General features: G+C 40.3%; 16 protein-coding genes. 9 read left to right on the top strand and 7 right to left on the bottom strand.

The annotated features are described in order from the left end of the window. Positions 1–54: 54 nt before the first annotated feature. The 3 genes from mnmC2 to SYJ56_RS15240 are packed head-to-tail and all read right to left on the bottom strand — an operon-like array spanning position 55 to position 2,455. Complete coding sequence (gene mnmC2, locus SYJ56_RS15230; protein WP_323835513.1) at positions 55–738, bottom strand: tRNA (5-methylaminomethyl-2-thiouridine)(34)-methyltransferase MnmC2; 684 nt, start codon at positions 736–738, stop codon at positions 55–57. Further along, positions 735–1,217: a 2-C-methyl-D-erythritol 2,4-cyclodiphosphate synthase gene (ispF, locus tag SYJ56_RS15235; RefSeq protein ID WP_323835514.1), complete on the bottom strand. Its 483-nt coding sequence runs from the start codon at positions 1,215–1,217 to the stop codon at positions 735–737. Before ispF ends, mnmC2 begins: the two co-directional genes overlap by 4 nt. Continuing rightward, on the bottom strand, positions 1,214–2,455 hold the full coding sequence (locus SYJ56_RS15240; RefSeq protein WP_323835515.1) for a M16 family metallopeptidase: 1,242 nt from the start codon (positions 2,453–2,455) through the stop codon (positions 1,214–1,216). Before SYJ56_RS15240 ends, ispF begins: the two co-directional genes overlap by 4 nt. Positions 2,456–2,658: 203 nt before the next feature. On the opposite strand from SYJ56_RS15240, the gene bshC reads away from it, so the two are divergent. The 8 genes from bshC (at position 2,659) to SYJ56_RS15280 (ending at position 14,243) form a co-directional block, all read left to right on the top strand. After that, the gene (bshC, locus tag SYJ56_RS15245) at positions 2,659–4,224 is read left to right on the top strand and encodes a bacillithiol biosynthesis cysteine-adding enzyme BshC (protein ID WP_323835516.1); all 1,566 of its coding nucleotides are present in this window, start codon (positions 2,659–2,661) and stop codon (positions 4,222–4,224) included. Continuing rightward, entirely contained in the window at positions 4,214–4,786 is a 573-nt protein-coding gene (locus SYJ56_RS15250; RefSeq protein ID WP_323835518.1) for a 5-formyltetrahydrofolate cyclo-ligase, read from the top strand. The genes bshC and SYJ56_RS15250 overlap by 11 nt, the downstream gene beginning before the upstream one ends. Positions 4,787–4,807: 21 nt before the next feature. Continuing rightward, positions 4,808–5,305, top strand: coding sequence for a hypothetical protein (locus tag SYJ56_RS15255; protein ID WP_323835520.1), 498 nt, complete (start codon positions 4,808–4,810; stop codon positions 5,303–5,305). A gap of 202 nt (positions 5,306–5,507) precedes the next feature. After that, positions 5,508–7,175: a patatin-like phospholipase family protein gene (locus SYJ56_RS15260; RefSeq protein ID WP_323835522.1), complete on the top strand. Its 1,668-nt coding sequence runs from the start codon at positions 5,508–5,510 to the stop codon at positions 7,173–7,175. A 252-nt stretch (positions 7,176–7,427) separates the two neighbouring features. Next, positions 7,428–10,220: a 2-oxoglutarate dehydrogenase E1 component gene (locus tag SYJ56_RS15265; RefSeq protein WP_323835524.1), complete on the top strand. Its 2,793-nt coding sequence runs from the start codon at positions 7,428–7,430 to the stop codon at positions 10,218–10,220. Between the two features lie 87 nt (positions 10,221–10,307). After that, positions 10,308–11,846: a 2-oxoglutarate dehydrogenase complex dihydrolipoyllysine-residue succinyltransferase gene (gene odhB, locus SYJ56_RS15270; RefSeq protein ID WP_323835526.1), complete on the top strand. Its 1,539-nt coding sequence runs from the start codon at positions 10,308–10,310 to the stop codon at positions 11,844–11,846. A gap of 141 nt (positions 11,847–11,987) precedes the next feature. Continuing rightward, positions 11,988–13,385: a dihydrolipoyl dehydrogenase gene (lpdA, locus tag SYJ56_RS15275; RefSeq protein ID WP_323835528.1), complete on the top strand. Its 1,398-nt coding sequence runs from the start codon at positions 11,988–11,990 to the stop codon at positions 13,383–13,385. An 84-nt stretch (positions 13,386–13,469) separates the two neighbouring features. Then, positions 13,470–14,243, top strand: a complete 774-nt coding sequence (locus SYJ56_RS15280) for a Rossmann-like and DUF2520 domain-containing protein (RefSeq protein WP_323835530.1) — start codon at positions 13,470–13,472, stop codon at positions 14,241–14,243. On the opposite strand, the gene SYJ56_RS15285 is transcribed toward SYJ56_RS15280, so the two are convergent. From SYJ56_RS15285 to SYJ56_RS15300, 4 genes are all read right to left on the bottom strand, one after another. Next, positions 14,244–15,098: a pirin family protein gene (locus SYJ56_RS15285; protein ID WP_323835532.1), complete on the bottom strand. Its 855-nt coding sequence runs from the start codon at positions 15,096–15,098 to the stop codon at positions 14,244–14,246. A gap of 65 nt (positions 15,099–15,163) precedes the next feature. Further along, positions 15,164–16,702: a carbon-nitrogen hydrolase family protein gene (locus SYJ56_RS15290; protein WP_323835534.1), complete on the bottom strand. Its 1,539-nt coding sequence runs from the start codon at positions 16,700–16,702 to the stop codon at positions 15,164–15,166. Positions 16,703–16,859: 157 nt separating this feature from the next. Further along, positions 16,860–17,861 (bottom strand): acyl-ACP desaturase, encoded by a 1,002-nt coding sequence (locus SYJ56_RS15295; RefSeq protein ID WP_323835536.1) that lies wholly within the window; start codon positions 17,859–17,861, stop codon positions 16,860–16,862. Positions 17,862–18,183: 322 nt separating this feature from the next. Continuing rightward, complete coding sequence (locus SYJ56_RS15300; protein WP_323835538.1) at positions 18,184–19,068, bottom strand: SMP-30/gluconolactonase/LRE family protein; 885 nt, start codon at positions 19,066–19,068, stop codon at positions 18,184–18,186. Between the two features lie 544 nt (positions 19,069–19,612). Here SYJ56_RS15300 and SYJ56_RS15305 point away from each other — a divergent pair. After that, complete coding sequence (locus SYJ56_RS15305) at positions 19,613–20,869, top strand: dipeptidase (RefSeq protein ID WP_323835540.1); 1,257 nt, start codon at positions 19,613–19,615, stop codon at positions 20,867–20,869. The last annotated feature ends 96 nt before the right edge of the window (positions 20,870–20,965 follow it).

The raw sequence follows: 20,965 nt of genomic DNA on the forward strand, positions 1-20,965 counted from the left end.
TACATCAAACCCAGAACTAGTTGTAAACTCCAAACATCATTCCAATTGAAAGTTTTATTTCTTCCAGCCCCTAGTCATTTCTTTTTTGCCCGGAGGTCCGGGTAAGGTTTCAACTTCTAAACCTATTTCTTTCAAATCTCTTTTCAGCTGACCGGTGGCACAGTAAGTGGTGAATATCCCGCCAGGGTTCAGTGATGCACAAACTTTACTGAGCATCTCTTTTTGCCACATCTCTGGCTGTTTGCTTGGGGCAAAAGCGTCATAGAAGACCACATCGCTAGGATAAAGTACCACATCCTGAAGTGTTGATTTTTCCTTTTTCATGTTGAAATATTCTGACATGATAATGCCTTCGTTCCAGGCAGCTTTGTGCAATCGCTGTAAATATGGCTTGTAATGAAAAATAGCATCGTCCATGTCTCCATAGTTGAGTTGAGAATAAATCTCCTCAGTCAATGGAAATGGCTCAATGGTGTGATAAAGCACCGGGATCTGATTTTGTTCTGCCCAAACAAGTGTCAGCCAAGCATTCAATCCTGTACCAAAACCCACTTCAAAGATGCGAAGGGGCTTTTTGTTCGGGTTATTCATTACCCAAGAGTCCAGCCCATAAAGCATAAATACGTGTATGGATTCTTTGAAAGCCCCATGAAAACTGTGATAGGATTCCTTTAGTTCTTCATCATAAAGAGAATGCGAACCGTCCTCAGTGGTGATGATTTTCAGATTTCCGCTCATACCGAATATATTAAAGCCGAGCAATATGCCGAAATGCCTTCTTGTCTTCCCACAAATCCAAGTTTCTCAGTTGTCGTAGCTTTGATGGAGATATCATTTTCAGAGATCTTCATGACTTCAGCTAGGCACTTTTTCATAGTAGGAATATGTGGATTGACTTTGGGTAATTGCAGGCAAATGGTAGTGTCTAAATTACCCACTTCATAGCCAGCTTTACGAAGGAGAATCATGACCTCGGCAAGTAAAATCTTGCTGTCTATTCCCTTGAATTTAGGGTCTTGATCGGAAAAATGATATCCGATGTCTCGAAGGTTTGATGCTCCGAGAAGTGCATCGCAAATCACATGTATCAAAACATCTGCATCGGAATGACCAACCGCACCTTTTTCATATTCTAATTTGATCCCACCCAACCAGAAGTCGTAGCCTTCTTTCAGTTGATGGACGTCGTAGCCGAAACCTATTCTGAATTTGTTCATGCAGGTACAGATTTATAATATAAGACAGAGGAGTTTCCTTCTTGGATCAGGCGATTCGCCCAAGTCATTATTTCGTCTCCTTTTAAGTTTGCTTTGTTTTCGAATTCCTCGTAATACAGGTCAGGATTACCAAGTTGGGCATAATTTGCAAGATTCATTGCCCTATTAAGTACTTGAATGGATTCGTAGGTTTTCATAGCCTCGCCTTGGTTTTTTACCTTTTGAAGCGTGTAATCGGAAACTTCGGTAGTCAGGAATTTGGAAACCACTTCATCCAACGAATTTTCGGCTTCTTCCGCTGATACGCCCGATTCCATTTTTCCTGAGAAAATTAAAAGTCCAGGATCCACGGAGCCTAAAATATAAGCTCCCACAGATGCGAATAGCTTTCCGTTTTTTACCAGGGTTTGCTCAAGCAAGGAAGATTTTCCAAAACCTATAATATCTGTAATCAAATCGGCCTCCAAATATCCCTCAGCCAATTTAGCAGGCATTTTATATGCTTTATATAATGCATCGGTAGGCACAGCGGCTTCCACCACCTTTATTTTTTTAGAGTGTTGGTGTAACTCGATCGGAATCTGTAGATCTGATTTTGAAAGATTCGGAATTGGTTCAAACCATTTCTTCGCCAATCGCTCTACTTCAGCCTGTGTCACGGCACCTGCAACCACGAGCACAGCATTGTCAGGCCTATAGTTAGCCTGATAAAAGCTCCAGACATCTTCTTGAGTATAGTTGATGATGTCGTCTAGATTCTGACCTATAGTGGGCCAACGATAAGGGTGAGTATCGTAGGCGAGATCCCGTAAATGATGGAATACATCGCCATATGGCTGATTGAGGTAGCGCTGCTTATATTCTTCCATTACCACCTTACGTTGAGTTTCAATGGTTTTCTCGCTTAGTGTCAATTGAAGCATTCGGTCTGACTCTAGCCAAAAAGCAGTTTCCAGGTTCGCCGCAGGAATCGTGATGTAGTAATTGGTGATGTCGGGACTGGTAAATGCATTGCAAGCGCCTCCGGCACGTTCAAGTTCACGGTCAAAAACAGGAACATTAGCAGAACTTCCGAACATCAGATGCTCGAAGAAGTGTGCAAGGCCGGTTTTACCGGGGGATTCATTTCGGGATCCAACTTTATAAAGTAGGTTGAAAACGGCGACTTTACTGCCGTGATCCTCATGGACGATCACTTCCAGTCCGTTTTCTAGGAAAAATCTTGTGTAGGGTAGCATAATTGTAGCTTGCAAAGCTAAGATAATTGGCAATTCTGGCTAATCGGGAAAGCGGATTTTAAATAAACCTTTGTGCTAAAACTTCAGTTTAACCAGAAACAACCCCTTTGATGTAAGCTTTCCTGATTTTTTCAAAAAAAAAACGAACTTTGGAAAGATTGCCTAAGTTAAATCCCCAATATAATCCTCAGCTCACATTCCTTATGAAAAAACATTGCGTAGAACTCCATCAAACGGGACAGTTTTCACAATTTTTTTTGGATTATATCAATGGGAAAAAGGAACTTTTGCCTTTTTATACGCACACTCCAAAGTTGGAAAGCTTCAAGCAAGCAATAGCAGAGAAGACTTTTTCCGAAGCAAATCGCAAAGTGCTATGCGATGTGCTCCAGAGCCAATACGCCAACCAGGAAGTTAGCTACGCCGTAGCTTCTAATATTGAGGCTTTGGCCTCTGATCGTACGTTTACTGTGACTACCGGTCATCAACTTAACCTCTTCACTGGGCCATTATACTTTATTTATAAAATTGTCTCCACGATTAATCTTGCCAAAAAACTAGCTGAGACTTATCCGGAGTACAACTTTGTTCCAGTGTATTGGATGGCTACTGAAGATCACGATTTTGATGAGATCAATTACTTCAAGCTTGATGGCAAAAAATATCAATGGAACTCAGAGCAGAAAGGTGCTGTGGGGGATTTTGAGTTGGACAAAGGTTTCAAAGAGTTTCTGAAATCGGTTTCTTTTGCCCCAGATGTGTTTTTGGAGGCATATTCTTCTTCAAAGACTTTAAGTGAGGCAGTTCGTAAGTATGTTAATTCAATCTTTGGAGAAGAGGGTTTGCTCATCGTGGATGGGGATGATGCGAAATTAAAAAGAGGGTTTTCAGAAGTGATTCTTTCCGATTTATTTGATCATAAGCCTTTTAATAAAGCCTCCGAGGCCACTGCAGCACTTGGGGAGCTGGGTTATAGTAGTCAGATATTTCCCCGAGAGGTTAATTTCTTCTACCTAGACAAAGGTGTTCGAGAGCGGATTGAAAAAATGGAATCTGGATTTGGCGTGGTAAATACTGAGTTGCGGTTCACAGATGAAGAAATGAGAGCTTTGGTAGAAAAGCAACCTGAACGATTTAGTCCAAATGTGGTATTGCGTCCATTATATCAGGAAGTCATCTTACCAAATTTGGCTTATTTAGGTGGTCCAGCTGAGGTTGTTTACTGGTTACAGTTGAAAGGAGTTTTTGAATATTTCACAATTCCATTTCCTGTATTATTGCCGCGTAATTTTGCTTTGCTTCTGACTAAGAAAGTGCAAAGGAAAATGGAGCAATTGAATTGGGAGGCAGAAGATCTATTTGTGGATGTAGAGCATTGGAAAAAAACTTTTGTGAAGACTGAAGCAAGTATGGACATTGAGTTGTCTAAGCAAAAAGAAATTATTTCCACCTTGTTTGACGCAAAAGGAAGGGAAGCATCACATTTGGAGAAAAGCCTAAAAAATGCATTTGAAGCTGGGAAAGTTCGCTCATTGAAAATTATCGAGCAGATGGCTAAAAAGCTGCGTAAAGCTGAAGAGCGAAGATTGCATACTCAGATAGAACGTGCCTGTTGTATTCAAGATCTAGTGAAGCCAGGAGGTAGTCCGCAAGAGAGAGTTGTAAACATGATGCAATTTTACATGAGCAATCCTGAATTTATCTCTGAGCTTTTGAACAATTTTGATCCCTTGGATTTTAGGATGATGGTATTGTCAAATGAGTCTTGATAAGCATGAATTAAGAACTTTTTACAAAGAGCTACGAGCGGCTTTGTCAGATAAAGAACTGGAGGATTTGTCAGTTCAGATCACCAATAACGTAATAGCTTTTTTGGATAAGAGAGAAGAGCTCAAGCATTTCCATTTATTTTTTCCAATCCCTGAACTACGCGAAATCAATACTTATTCAATTAGAGATTATCTGGAGGAAAGAGCAAGTCACATTTACACGTCAAGGGTGGAGCTCGGTTCTCTGGAATTACAGACATTACTTTTGATGCCTAAGACCAAGTTTGAGTTTGATAAGTGGGGAATTCCACTTCCGGTGGATTATAAATTAGCCACCAATCAGTTGATTCAAGTAGTATTTGTCCCACTGCTAGCTTTTGATCAAAACGGAAATAGAATCGGTTTTGGAAAAGGCTATTATGATGTGTTTTTGGCTAGCCTTGATCCATCAGTATTGAAGATTGGGTTGAGTTTTTTTTCAGCAGAGTTAATTATTCCATCGGAATTGCACGATATAGCTCTTGATTATTGCATTACGCCAAAAAATATCATTACTTTTTGATTCGGTATTAATATCTTAATTATGCGATTTACTCTTTTGGTGGCTTTTGCTTCATTTACCCTTGTGTTTTTATCTGCTGCAGAGTCTAAGGCACAGATGAGAGATTATAATACCATGATTGGAGTTACAGGTGGAACCAATATTGGGGTGACTGTAAAGCAATTTATTTCACAGCAGGGCGCTGTTGATCTTTTGGTCTATAGAAGATGGAAAGGCTGGGTCGCAGCGGCCTTGTATGAGCATCACATGGATATTCGGGAATTCAGAGGGTTGGAATGGTATTTAGGAGGAGGTGTTCACTACGGGATGTGGAAAGATGGAAAAGGTGAGCCTCCATGGGTGTATAAGATTGATCAGGATTACAATGCCTATGGAATAGATGCGATCGTAGGATTGGAATATAATATCAATCAAAGTAATTTTTATGTAGGGCTTTATTGGAAGCCGGCTTATAATTTCACTGACTTCACGAAGCTTTGGGAGGATGAAGCTGCCTTTACGTTAAGGTATTCGCTTTGATTTAAAGATGCGCTTAAATTCTGGAAGAAGCCTAATTATCATTGAAGATTAGGGTACAGGGAGATTATAGAGTTAAGAAAGTATGGAGGGATGAAAGTATTTGCTTGCGATAATTTCTCCTTGTTTTATATGTAATTGGCTGGTTTTCTATATCTTAAGTTTTCTTTTTGGAGTAGATTTTCAATCTTTTAATTCCATTTTTATGACACAGTCAGCTAAGGTTTCTGATCCTTTAAAACCATTTGAATCTATAGGGGTCTGTTTTAGCGGTGGAGGATACCGAGCAACTGCCTTCAGCCTAGGAGTACTAGATTACCTTAACAGGATAGCTTTTGATAGTAAACCATTGCTTGAAAATGTCATCGCGATTAGCTCAGTGAGTGGAGGTACAATCACGGCTGCATTATTTGCAGTCAGCAATGCCAGAGGTGATTCCTTCGGGACTTTTTACTCAACCCTTTATTCTTTTTTAAAAGAAGATAAGCTGGTGGATGAGGCTACGGCGAAGTTCATGAATAATCAATTTTGGCAAAGCACCACACGGAGTAGATCCATCATTAATGGATTTGCTCTCACTTATTATGAGAAATTAGTTGGGGAAAGTTTTGATGCTTTAAAGCCTGAGATAACAAAAGGTCATCTGAAATACGTGTGTTTCAATGCTACTGAGTTTTCTTATGGTTTAACTTTTAGGTTTCAGAATGTCAATAAGTTTGGTAATTACCAGCTGTCCTGCGATGAACTTCAGGCTGTAGTGGGAGATATTCGGATTGCAGATGCTATTGCATCGTCTTCTTGTTTCCCAGTTGGCTTTGATCCTATGATCTTTCCCAATGATTACATAGAGAATCATACAAGTCAGGAATATTTAAATTTAGTTGAGCATGCAAATTTCACCAAAGGTGTCGGTGTGATGGATGGAGGAATCGTGGACAATCAAGGGATAGGTAGTATGGTTAATTTTGATAAGAGTTCTCATGACGGATTTCCCTTGGACTTACTTATAGTGAATGATGTAGATGGTTTTGTAATGCCTACCTGGGAGCCGTACCAAAGCTCAGGTTCGAAAGGTGGTGAGGAATCATTTTCAGCTTATGTTGCTGGATGGTTAGGGCACTTACAAATGAGGCCTTTTTATTGGATTGGCCTATTGATCGGAGTTCTGGGCTTAATTTCTGCGAGTGTTTTAAATGTGTATTTTGAAAAATCCTGGCCTTTACTTTACATTATTTCCTCCGTTATGATTGGAGGATTTGGCTTATTGACGGTGCTCGGACTTTATGGTGATTCTCTAGTCAAGAAAGCAAAAGAGGAAGTACAAGAAAAGATTCAGACAATTATGCCCCATGCTTTGTTAAATGATGTGGAACAATTCGCTCAGTTGAGTCTAAACCAGGTCAAAAAAATGATTATGAACCGCTGGACTTCTGCAATGCTGATGATAAATGAAATATTCCTTAGACAAATTAGAAGACTGAATTTTGACTTGCTTTATAAATCCCCCAGGTTTACAAATAGAAGAATAACTTCTACAGTGTACCAACTAAACGGAAAACAAAATTCACTCACTGACGCCAAACAGGAGGAGAAAGCAGACTACATCAAAATATCCGATAGAATCAGGGAATCCGCTCTTATTGCTTCTCAGATGCCCACTACACTTTGGTGGGATGCAGAAGATCTGAAAGTTCAGCGACAAGACAACCTTATTGCATGCGGTCAGTTTACTACTTGCTACAATTTGATAAAGTATATTCAGAATCTTCCTGAGAAGTACCACTCAGATAATGTAAAAAGTCTCGAAAAAGCGCTTTTAGCCGACTGGAAGAAATTTGAAAAAGATCCATTAATATTCATAAGCAAGGGATGAATTCATGCAGAACTTTTTAGCTATCTATGATATTAATGGGTACAAAATACTTGAAGTTAATCTAAAAGAGATTCAAAGCGTTGCTACTCCGGAATTACTTAATCTTTCCCCTATGGCAGGTTTATTAGACAGTTTTGAAATATTTAAGGTGAACTACCGTTCGGGGAAAACCATATATTTGGAAAGGCAAATAAGCGATTTTTTATTGTTGAATTAAGGCCTTAGCTTTGGTTTCTTCTTTAAGAATCAATTATGGATAAGTTTTCTTATATCGCTAACGCTCATGTATCTTATATAGATGAGCTGTACTCTTCTTACAAGAGTGACCCAGAATCAATCGACCCAAGCTGGAAAGAGTTTTTCGATGGCTTTGACTTTGCGCTTACCAATTATGGCGAAGAGGAAAATGAGGCTTCATCGAATGGAAAAGCTGTAGCACCTGCAAAGAATGGTGCACTTGCCACTCCAGGTACTATAATGGACATGGAGCAATTGCCTAAGGAAATTAAGGTAAGAGCACTGATCCACGCTTATCGCTCAAGGGCTCACTTGAGATCTAAGACTAATCCCGTAAGAGAGCGAAGAGATAGAAAGGCCCTAATTGATCCTCAGGATTTCGGTTTAGGTCAGGAGGACATGGACACCGAGTTTCAGGCTGGAAATGAAATTGGAATTGGGAGTGCGAAGTTTTCAAAAATTTTAGATTCGCTGAAATCCATTTATGAAGGGTCAGTGGGTTTCGAATATTTATACATCCGTGATCCAGAAATGCTGGATTGGTTTAAAACTAAAGTCGAAAAAGAAGCTTTAGCATTTAATCCTACACATGAAGAGAAAAAGAGAATTCTTTCTAAGCTCAATCAAGCAGTAGTTTTCGAAAACTTTTTGCATACCAAATATCTTGGGCAAAAGCGATTTTCACTAGAGGGCGGAGAAAGCACCATCCCATTTTTAGATGCCGTAATCAATTCCTCCTCCCAATTGGGAGTGAAAGAAGTAATGATAGGCATGGCTCACCGTGGCCGTCTCAACGTCCTGGCAAACATCATGGGCAAAACCTACGAGCAGATATTCTCTGAATTCGAAGGAACAGCAAAGCCGGATTTGACAATGGGAGATGGCGATGTGAAATATCACATGGGCTATTCTAGCGATATCGTGACACACAGCGAGAACAAGGTTCACTTGAAACTTGCCCCTAACCCTTCTCACTTGGAAGCGGTGAATCCTGTGGTAGAAGGTTTTCTTAGAGCCAAAATCGATTCTGAATATAAGGGAGATGTCAAAAAGGCTCTTCCAATTTTGATTCACGGAGATGCAGCTGTTGCTGGACAAGGTATCGTATATGAGGTAACTCAGATGGAAGGGTTGAAAGGTTATCACACTGGAGGTACGATTCACTTTGTGATCAACAACCAAGTTGGTTTTACAACTGATTTTGATGATGCCCGATCTTCTATTTATTGTACGGATGTAGCTAAAATCATCGATGCTCCTGTAATTCACGTCAACGGTGATAATGCAGAGTCAGTGGTGTTTGCGGCCAAGCTTGCAGCCGAATTCAGACAGAAATTCAGCCGAGATATTTTTGTCGATATGGTCTGCTATAGACGCCATGGACACAATGAATCTGATGAACCAAAATTCACTCAGCCAGAACTTTATAATATTATTTCAAAGCATCCGAATCCACGTGAGATCTATGTGAAACGCTTGACCGAGCGTGGAGATGTGGAGGCAAAATTGGCTTCTCAAATGGATGAGGAGTTCAGGCAGCTCCTTCAAGACCGTTTGAATTTGGTTAAAGAAAAGCCACTTCCTTATCAGGCAACACGTTTTGAAAACGAATGGAGTAGCTTGAGAAGATCAAAACCAGAAGATTTTGATCAGTCTCCAGAAACTGGAATCAGCCAAGATATAATTGAAAAAGTTGCTGAAGCATTAACAGTAATTCCTAAAGGCTTCAAGCCAATTAAGCAGATTGAGGCACAGTTGAAGCAGCGTAAAGAAATGTTTTTCCAATCAAAATCCTTGAACTGGGCAGCAGCGGAATTACTTGCTTACGGTTCCTTGACTCTGGAAGGAAAGACAGTTCGGTTGACAGGCCAGGATGTGCAGCGAGGTACATTTTCCCATCGCCATGCTGTACTTCATGATGCCAACACCAATAAAGCCTACAATTCCCTCAAGGAAATGAAGGATAGAAAAGGTGATTTTTATATCTACAACTCACTTCTGTCAGAGTACGCAGTGTTAGGTTTTGAATATGGTTATGCCATGGCTAATCCTCATTCACTTACGATTTGGGAAGCCCAATTTGGAGACTTTGCAAATGGCGCTCAAACCATGATTGACCAGTTTATTACTTCTGGAGAATCTAAATGGCAGAAAATGAATGGATTGGTGATGCTGCTTCCACATGGCTACGAAGGCCAGGGACCAGAGCACTCTAATGCCCGCCCTGAAAGATTTCTCCAGCTGGCCGCTGAATATAATACAGTAGTGGCAAATGTCACTGAGCCTTCCAACTTCTTCCACTTATTAAGAAGACAATTGGCTTGGGAATTCAGAAAGCCATGCATCGTGATGTCGCCTAAGTCACTTTTGAGACATCCAAAAGTAGTTTCTCCACTTTCCGAGTTTACTGAAGGTTCTTTCAGAGAAGTGCTTCCAGATACTACTGTGAATGCAAAAGACGTGAAGCGAGTGGTACTTTGCTCAGGCAAGATCTATTATGATCTGGAAGAAGCCCGAGAGAAAGAGAAAGTGAAAGATGTCGCAATTGTCAGAATCGAACAACTTCACCCTCTCCCCAAAAAGAAAATGCTAGATGTACTGGCAGGCTATCCAGAAGCGGAGCTTGTATGGGTACAGGAAGAACCATCCAATATGGGCTATTGGAATTATATTTTAAGATTGCTTCATAAAGAGATTCCTATGGATGTAATCGCAAGGAAAGCAAGTGCCTCTCCTGCTACAGGCTACAATAAAGTACACGTAGAGGAGCAAAAGAATATTATAGCTCAAGCACTTAAATTGAAATAATTACAGCTCTTTTTATAAAGACATCCAAAATAATCGTATCATTTTGTTCCTCTCTTTTTGACTACAAAAGAGAAAAAAGAAAAACTTATGAGCAAAGAAATTAAAGTTCCGGCTGTAGGTGAATCCATCACAGAAGTTACCATCGGCCAATGGTTTAAAAAAGATGGAGATGAAGTTCAGATGGACGAAGTCCTGTGTGAATTGGAATCCGATAAAGCTACTTTTGAGTTGCCTGCTGAAGCAGCAGGTGTCCTTAGAATAAAAGCCCAAGAAGGTGATGTACTGGAAATCGGAGCTGTGATCTGTGAAATTGACGAAACTGGAACTCCTGGTAATTCATCGGATGATAAGCCTAAAGAGGAATCTGGCAATGACAAAGAAGCACCCAAATCATCTGACTCAAAAGCTACAGGCGAGGTAAAAGAAATGGTGGTTCCCACTGTAGGTGAGTCTATCACCGAAGTGACTTTGGCCAATTGGCTAAAAGCAGATGGTGATTATGTAAAGTTGGATGAGATAATTGCTGAAGTCGATTCGGACAAAGCAACGTTTGAATTGCCAGCGGAGGCATCTGGAATTCTGCGTCATGTAGCTAAAGAAGGTGATGTTCTAGAGATAGGAGGAATGATCTGCAAGATCGAAGTGACAGAAGGTGAGCCGGCTGAGTCAGCTTCTTCAGAATCTTCAACTGCTACTGCACCTGCAGCTAGCTCTGAAAATACAAACTATGCGACTGGACATGCTTCTCCGGCTGCATCCAAGATTTTGGCTGAAAAAGGCGTTTCTCCTGAGTCTGTGAAAGGTACCGGGAAAGACGGTAGAATTACTAAGGAGGACGCACAATCTGCTCAAAAGCCAGCTCCTGCACCAGCAAGATCTGAAAGTAAATCAGCAGAGGCTGCTGCGCCAGCTCCAGCTGGTGGTTCTAGAAATGAGCGTAGAGAAAAAATGTCTTCTTTGCGGAAAACCGTTGCCAGAAGATTGGTATCGGTGAAAAATGAGACTGCAATGCTCACTACTTTCAATGAAGTGAACATGAAGCCAATCATGGATTTGAGATCCAAATTCAAAGAGCAATTCAAAGAAAAGCATGGTGTAGGACTTGGGTTTATGTCTTTTTTCACCAAAGCGGTTTGCGTAGCACTTCAGGAATGGCCGTCAGTCAATGCCAAGATTGATGGAAACGAAATGGTTTTCAACGATTTCTGTGATATCTCAATCGCTGTATCTGCACCAAAAGGTTTGGTGGTGCCGGTGATCAGAAATGCTGAGACATTAAGCTTTGATCAAATAGAAAAAGAAGTGGTTAGACTTGCTGGTAAGGCCAGGGACAATAAACTTTCTATCGAGGAAATGACCGGTGGAACATTCACGTTGACTAATGGTGGAATCTTCGGCTCCATGATGTCCACACCAATCATCAATGCTCCTCAATCTGCAATCTTGGGAATGCACAACATCGTGCAGCGACCTATGGCTGTCAATGGTGAAGTGGTTATTCTTCCGATGATGTACCTGGCGCTTTCTTATGATCACCGAATCATCGATGGTCGTGAATCAGTAAGCTTCCTTGTAAGGGTGAAAGAATTGCTTGAAGACCCTACCAGATTGTTGTTTGGTGTTTAAAAAAGTATCTGGTAACCAGTATCAAGTAGGGGCTTAGCAAATGAATGTAGTATTAAGCTTTCCTATTTTGATGCAAATAAGTTTCAATTGAAAGTAAGTGGAGGTCTTGATACATGATACTTGCTACTAAAATCTAAAAACATGTACGACGTTATAGTAATTGGTTCTGGCCCTGGTGGATATGTAGCAGCAATTCGCTGTTCACAACTTGGGTTAAAGACCGCCATTGTTGAAAAATATCCTACTCTTGGAGGTACTTGTCTCAATGTGGGCTGTATTCCTTCCAAAGCACTTTTAGATTCATCTGAGCATTACCACAATGCTGCTCATACGTTCAAGACTCACGGAATCAACATGAGCAGCCTGAAGGTAGATCTGAAGCAGATGATCACTAGAAAGGATGATGTGGTTAAGCAAAACACAGATGGTATTCAATACCTGATGAAGAAGAATAAAATCGATGTTCATCAAGGAATTGGTTCATTCGTGGATAAAACCACCGTGAAATTAACCAAGGACGACGGGTCATCTTCAGATATTCAAGGTAAAAATATTATTATCGCCACAGGTTCCAAACCTTCTTCTTTGCCATTTATCAAACTGGACAAAGATCGGGTGATCACTTCAACTGAAGCACTAAATCTAAAAGAAATCCCTAAGCACTTGGTCGTAATCGGCGGTGGTGTAATCGGTTTGGAATTAGGTTCTGTCTATGCAAGAATGGGAGCTAAGGTTTCTGTAATTGAATTTATGGATTCTCTTATTCCTACGATGGATCGCACCATGGGCAAGGAACTTCAAAAGTCTCTCAAAAAAATCGGCTTTGAATTCTATTTAAAGCATAAAGTGACTGCTGTAGAAAGCAAAGGCAAAGAAGTGACCGTGAAGGCAGAAAATGAGAAAGGTGAAACTATCGAAGTGAAAGGGGATTATGTCTTGGTTTCAATCGGTAGAAAACCCTACACGGATGGCTTGAATGCAGAGGCTGCGGGTGTGAAGATTACCGAACGAGGTCAAGTCGAAGTCAATGATCATTTGCAAACTAATGTACCAAATATCTACGCAATCGGTGATGTTGTGAAAGGTGCCATGCTTGCCCACAAAGCGGAAGAAGAAGGAGTATTTGTGGCTGAAACGATTTTGGGACAGAAGCCACATATTAATTATAACTTAATTCCAGGTGTAGTTTATACTTGGCCTGAAGTAGCATCTGTCGGTTTTACAGAAGAACAGTTGAAGGAAAAGGGCATAAAATACAAAACCGGAAAATTTCCATTCATGGCATCAGGTCGTGCAAGAGCTTCTATGGACACCGATGGATTGGTGAAGGTTTTGGCTGATGCTGAGAACGACGAGATTCTGGGCGTTCATATGATCGGACCAAGAACTGCGGATATGATTGCTGAAGCGGTGGTAGCTATGGAATATAGGGCATCAGCGGAGGATATTTCCAGAATGTCCCATGCACATCCGACTTATACGGAAGCTTTCAAAGAAGCTTGTTTGGCAGCGACAGACAATAGAGCATTGCATATTTAAGCAAAACAATATAGTTGTTGAAAAAGCCATTCGGAGAGATTCGAATGGCTTTTTCTTTTTCGTGAAAATTAGTTTACTTCCATCATGAAGTTTAAAATAGCTATACTGGGTGCAGGAAATGTAGCTTGGCACCTGGCTCCAGCTCTGGAAGATGCGGGGCATAGTATTACGGAAGTCTTTGCACGTACATTAAAAAGTGCAGAGCAAATTACGAATCGGGTATATGCAGGCGAGCCCAAAGATGACTTGGATTTCTCCTCAAGTGAAGCTCAGATATTTATTCTTGCAGTAAAAGATTCCGCAATCCTTGAAGTGGCAGATGAGATTATTCTGCCAGAGGAAAGTATTTTGGTGCATACTTCAGGCTCAGTTGGGTTGGATATGTTGAATTATAGTTCAGCGACCTATACCGGTATTTTTTATCCTTTACAATCTTTCACCAAAGGTCGGAAACTTGAGTTTGATGAAGTGCCATTTTTGCTAGAATCTGACGATGAAGAAACGCTGCAAAAACTTAAAAAGCTGGCAAAAAGTCTATCTCCTCTCACTTATACAGTGAAATCGAAGGATAGAAAAGCGATGCATATAGCGGCCGTTTTTGCGAGCAATTTCTCCAATCATATGATAAGAATAGCGGAAGAAGTGATGCGAAGACAGGGGTTGGATTTCGACATGCTGAAGCCGCTGATTATTGAGACAATTTCCAAAAGCCTTCAATTGGGAGCAAAAGCAGCTCAAACCGGACCGGCAATTCGTGAAGATTATGAAACGCTGGAAGACCATCATCGATTTTTAAGTTACAATGAAGGGATTGCTGAAATCTACCGGCTGATCTCCCAGGATATTATTGATAGCTGATCAGTGTGTCCAAGTCCCGAATTTCCCAGCTTGGTAATCATCATAAGCTTCTTGGATCTGCCCATGTGTATTCATTACAAAAGGGCCTTGAGCGATAATAGGTTCATTGAAAGGAGCGGCATTTCCTAGGATAAGGATTGCATCTTCAGTAGCCTCTATTTCGACTTTCTTCCCAGTATTTTCAAATTCAACCAAATGTCGGAAATTGACTTCCTGGCCATTGACAGTGAGGGATCCACGAACAACGTAGAAGAAAATATTTTCATCTTCAGGAATTGTTTTCTCGAATTTTCCACCTTTCTCAAGATAAATTGTACTCATGTTGATCGGAAAATTACCTTCGAAAGCGCCTTTAGCTCCATTCCATTCTCCGAAGAGCTGCTGCACTTTTACTTTACCATTATCTAAGGTAAATGTTGGAATTCCTTCCTTGTGAAGTCCCTTATACCTGGGTGTGATCATTTTTTTGTCCGCTGGAAGATTCAGCCATAGCTGAAGGATTTCGAGATCTCCTCCTTTAGCTTTGAATTCAGAACTGCTAACTTCGGAATGTATCAGACCGCTTCCTGCTGTCATATATTGAACGCCGCCTGGACCAATAACAGATTTGTGACCAGAGGAATCCAAATGCATGATATCCCCTTCCAGAATAAAAGTGACTGTTTCCATGCCGCGATGAGGATGTGGACCGAAGGGCAGCCCATTATTATGTGCTGGATAAGTCTGGAAACCGTGATGATTTAAAAATATAAACGGATCTAAATGATTCAGCGAACGTGTAGGCATAGGGCTATAGGTCACCAAATCCGCTATAGGTCTGTATTCTGCTTTATGTATTTTTTTGATTGATCTCATGTCTTTCCAATTGATGTATATACATGTAATGGTTTTCAAGGGAATAAAATTTACCCTTTCTCAAATTATTTCGGAACTTCTTTTAGTCTGAGTTCGAATAGGTCGGTTCTACGATCCTTTAGATTTCTTACACTGCCAAATTGATTTAACTCCCTTAATAAGGACAGATCGACATCCGCGATCAAGGTCATTTCATTATTTGGTGTGGCCTCGGCTTTGATGCCATTGCTTGGAAAGGGGAAATCACAAGGTGTGATTACCATGGATTGTGCGTATTGCATATCCATATTATGAACTTTTGGCAAATTGCCCACACTTCCTGCCATGGCAACGTAGCATTCGTTTTCTATAGCTCTTGCCATTGCGCAGTTTCGGACTCGGGAATAGCCGTTTTGAGTGTCTGTCAAAAATGGGATGAATAAAATGTCCATTCCTTGATCCGCTAAAATCCGGCTCAGTTCTGGAAACTCAGCATCGTAACATATCAAAATCCCGATTTTGCCGCAGTCGGTGTCAAATGATTTGAGGATGTTACCACCTTGCATTCCCCATACTTTGGCTTCCAGCGGTGAAATATGGAGTTTCTCATACGATTCAATAGAGCCATCTCTTTTACAGAGGTAACCTACATTGTACAACTTGTCATTTTTCACCTTCGGCATGGAGCCGGTGATGATGTTGATATTATAGGATACAGATAGCTGCGCAAAACGCTTGACAATTTCATCGGTATATTTAGCTAAGCCACGGACTGCCTGCGCTTCACTCAGGTGATTGAATTCTGCCATCAGTGGGGCGTTGAATAGCTCTGGAAAAAGTGCGAAATCCGAGCGATATCCAGAAACAGCATCGATAAAGTACTCTGCCTGCTGCATCAATTCATCCAAATTATCATACAAACGCATTTGCCATTGGATCAAGCCCAGGCGAACAATTGTCTTGTTTGAAGATGCTTTTTTGTTCGGTTTTTCGTAGAAAATATTATTCCACTCCAGCAACACTGCGAATTCACTGGATGCAGAATCGCCTTCTAGATAGTTTTTCATGATCCGGGCAGGATGGAAGTCATTCGCCAGTTGGAAATTTAAAACTGGGTCATAAATCTCCTTCATCTTTACCTTTTCTAAATATTCTTTTGGCCCCATCTGGTCTGCATACTTGTGGTAATTTGGGATTCTCCCACCAAATACAATTCCCTTCAAGTTTAGCTTTTCGCAGAGTTCTTTGCGGTAATCATATAATCTTCTGCCAAGTCTCAACCCACGAAATTCCGGTTTGATAAAGACATCAATGCCGTAGAGCATATCACCGGAATCGTTGTGATTCTCAAAGGTAAAGTTGGTTGTGATGTCTTTGTAGGTATGCTCTCCTTCCAGTTCGGCATCATTTACTATTATAGAAAGCGCACAGCCTGCCAGCTGATCATTTATTTTGATGACAACTTGCCCGGCAGGGAATTTATTAATCAAAATTTCAATCTGGCTTTCAGCCCAGTAAGAGCCAGGCATATTTTTGTATGCATCGATCATGGCTTCTTTGAGATCCTTGTAATCCGAAGGCTGAAGGTATGCTAGTGATATATTTTCTGATTGAGTATTGTCCATAAAGTAGGCTAGAGAGACGATTTTTCACGTGTTTTGAAATCGGAGATTTCGAGGGTTTGAATAAAAATCGCTTAATGGTTATTAAGATAAGAAGAGCAGATACAATCAAAAAATCCTTTCCATTACGGAAAGGATTAGGAGTAGCAAGGGCATTAAATTATTTAAGCCATGCGAGTTTTACTTCCTCAGGGGCTTTCATCCTATCCGCTAATCTCATATATCTGTCCGAAAGTTTAACGAGGTAATCCTGAGCCTTAGAAGCCACATCATTTAATCCCGTTAGGTTTTCTATTTTCCAAAGACTCACTAGGTGTTCAATAATTCTGGCATAATCCCAACCAGTGTAAATCCCAACCTTTTGAGTGATTGCTGAGAATTGAGTAAATAAAGAAGGATTTGAGCTTCCTTCACCCATCAACACTGCTGGCATTACAATTTGCTTCCTCATAAGTTTCTCGAAAGCGATAATTGCTCCGTTTGGATCAATTTCAAATATTGCTGACATAAAGCTTTTGTAGGCTTTTTCATGTCTAGCTTCATCTCCTGCAATTTGCTTACAGATTCTCCCAAGTACTGTATCTCCTGCGATATCTGCCAATTTACCAGTGTTTACATGAGAGACCTTAGTAGCTCTCTCCTGAAATGATGTATATACGATAGCCTGATAAGGGTCTCCGCCAGAATTCGGATCAAAACCATTCATCAACAATCTATGAATCGTTTGCTCTACAGCTTTCATATCCACTCTACCAGTCATGTAGAGATACTTATTAAGTAGATCACCATGGCGGTTTTCTTCAGCAGTCCAGGATTTGGACCAGCGAACCCAGCCAGAAGGAGAAAGTAGGTTTCTTTCTGGATTGATTCCTTCCAGAAGATTAAAATATGTCTGATAACTAGGAAGTGCTTCCTCTGTAATCATATTGCCGATGAGGGAAGTTAATACCGTATCAGGAATGCCCTCTGATCTTTTCTGTAGTTGTTTTACTTGGTCATGAATATCTGGATCTCCAAAATCGGGAAGGAAATCGGATGGTTGCCAGCACTTGTCTGGATCTACTAGGATATTATCTACAGCTTCGCCTACAAGGCCATCCAATTGTGAGATAACCTCTATGTTCTTTTCGAGTTCGTAATTTATTTCTCCTGATTTCATCATGGATAAATTTAGATCCGAATTGTGAAAAACTCGGTAAGGTTTTGAATTAGGACAAATTTACTCACAAATAGACAAAATTCTGATAGAAAGTGCCTATCAATGATTCAGAATTCCATAAGTGACCAATATACAGTGTATTAGCAAGGAGCTCTTAGGGAATTTTCTTGAAAATTTTCTAAAGACTGCTCTTTAGGTACCATATAGGGTAATTATACTTTTGGGCACCCGTACTTTAGTATAAGGTAATTTATGTCATCACAGTTCAATTGACCTAGAAAAAGCCTTCGCAAGAAGGCTTTTAATATTTTGAATAGTGTAGGGTTTAGTAATCTAATTTATAGGCCACTACCTTGTTTTTGAAGAAAGTGGGAACCAACACAATATTCTCTCCAGGGATAAACCCAATGTCTGCTGTATTTGATTCAGCATCTTTAGTGTCCACAAGCAATGTTTCACCTTCCTCACTCACAAAGTAAATCTCTCCTGCCCATCGAGAAACAATATAATTTCCATCTCCTAAAATCACAAGTCCGTCCCCACCTGTGACAGTTTCGTTCAAGATTCTTGAAGTGCCGTCTACCTGAAGTGTTTTCAATCCAGTTTTGTCCAATCCATAAAGCTCACCATCTTCGCCGATAGCAATACCATTGATAGACTCATGTCCTTCTGTCACGGTGGTTATTTTTCCTGCATCAAGCAAATGTACTTTTCCGGTATTCATATCTGTGAAGTACACTTTTCCATCATGGGTAGCAAGATCATTAAGAAATTGACCCCCATCCACAGGGTATTTATTTGTGATTTTGCCGGATTCTAAATTGATTTCTACCAATTGATCTATATCGGTTACGTATAGATTGCCATTGGTAATTCCCATTCCTTTAGGTGCATTCAATCCAGTCACCCACGCTTGGGTAACGATATTACCTTCTTTATCAATTATTGAAATTGATCCTTTTCCATCTTTTCCAGCAGGCTCACCTTCGATATTGGATACATAGATTTTCCCTGAATCTGCATCATACAATACAGATTCATTTGTTGTTAAAGTTGAGTCTGTTTCCCAGATTTTGGTCAGGGTAGGTGTTTTCACCTCCTCTACGGCCACCACATCGGAGGTTTCTTCTGTTTTTGGAGAAGAACAGTTAGCAAAAATGATTGCTGCCGATAATCCTAAAAGCCCTATTTTAGCTGTTATTAGTTTCATATTAGTTTTTGGTTAGTGTTATTAGTTGAAGTATTCGGTCGCTAGCGTATAGTTAAATAATGAATAATGGCTAAGCGGCTAGTTGTAAGTCAAAGAAAATTTTTGAGTTTCTTCAGATAGCTCTTTCCGGTAAATTACAATATTCAAGTAATAATTTCCACCTGAATTGAGAAGTTGTTGTTTTCTCCTATTGAAAAGTGAAGATTAAATACAATAATCAGATGAAATCGAGCATGAAGCAAGCGACACACAGTGGTATGATTATATACCAAGCGAGATTCTCCCGAATCAAGTTCGGGACAGGCTATGTGACCTTTGAAAGAGAATTATAAACACATGTAAAACTAAAATCAGATTCTGTGCAAACGGGTTTTTCGGGATGATTTTGTATTTAATTTTAGAATATTGGTTTGAGTTTTAATAGCTATGGGGTGTTAAGTAGTGGTGATTTGCCTCATTTCTTGTGATTATTGCCTTTGATGGATTTATTTGGGCACTATTGTAAAAACCACTTATCTTATGATTTAATCTAACCCACCAACTTATGAGGAAATATGTAAGCCTAGCATTGTTCGCTAGTTTGGCGTTTGCCTGTTCACCGCAAGAAAAAAATGAGACAATTGATTACACCCAAATGTCCGACGAAGAGCGATTGGAAGTTGCCACCAAAATAGCCAAGGAAACCATCATTGTAGATGGGCACGTGGATTTACCTTATCGCATGAAAGTAGGAGGGTTTACACTTCAGCGTGAAGTTTTGGATGTTTCAGTTCGTACTCCAGATGGTAATTTTGATTTTCCAAGAGCAAAAGAGGGTGGCCTGGATGCTCCTTTTATGTCTATCTATATTCCGGCAGGACTTCAGCAGACTCCTGGTTCTTCGAAGTCTTTAGCAGATTCGCTCATATTGATGACGGAGCGTTTGGCAGATACTTTTCCAGATAAGTTTGCGATGGCGTATAGTCCTGCTGATGTCGAGACCAACTTTGCCGAAGGCAAAATCTCTTTACCGATGGGAATGGAAAATGGATCTGCACTGGAAGATGATATCTCAAATGTGGCCTATTTCCACGAGCGAGGGATCCGATACATTACGTTGACTCATGGCAAAGCAAACCTCATTGGGGACAGTAGTTATGATACAGTAAGGTTGTATAATGGCTTGAGTGAATATGGAGAGCTGGTTGTGACAGAGATGAATCGAGTTGGGATTATGGTTGATCTTTCACATGTTTCTGATGATACATTTAAAGATGCTTTAGCGATTACCAAAGTTCCGGCGATTGCTTCTCACTCTTCAGTAAGGGATTTTACACCAGAATTTGAGCGAAACATGAGCGATGAGCTGATTCAGGCAATGGCAAAAAATGGGGGAGTCATGATGATCAATTTTGGAGGTTCTTTTATTGATTCAGCTTATGCTGCAGGTTCTGATAAAGTACGTGAGCATTTGATTAATTATATGGCTGAAAATAATATGAGCCGTGGTGATTCGGCTTTCAAAGCGTATGCGTCAGAATATATGGCAGCCAATAATCCATTTCCGACTGTTCAGCGTGTTGCAGATCATATCGATCATGTAAAAAACTTGGTCGGAGTAGATTATATAGGTTTAGGTTCTGATTTCGATGGGGTAGGGGATTCTTTGCCTACTGGCTTGAAGGATGTATCAATGTATCCCAATCTTATCGCAGAACTTTTGAAGCGTGGATATTCAAGAGAAGAAATTGAGAAGATTTGTTATAAAAATATTTTTAGAGTATGGCAGGCTGTGGAGGAGTATGCAGATAATACTGAATAAAATCGTTTTGATTGAAATTAAAAATCCTGCTTTAGCGATAGAGCAGGATTTTATTTTTTCCCCTGCAATTAATTGTAACTCATGACTTAGATGCTT

Source organism: Algoriphagus aurantiacus (genome assembly GCF_035156405.1).
Classification (GTDB): Bacteria; Bacteroidota; Bacteroidia; order Cytophagales; family Cyclobacteriaceae; genus Algoriphagus; species Algoriphagus aurantiacus.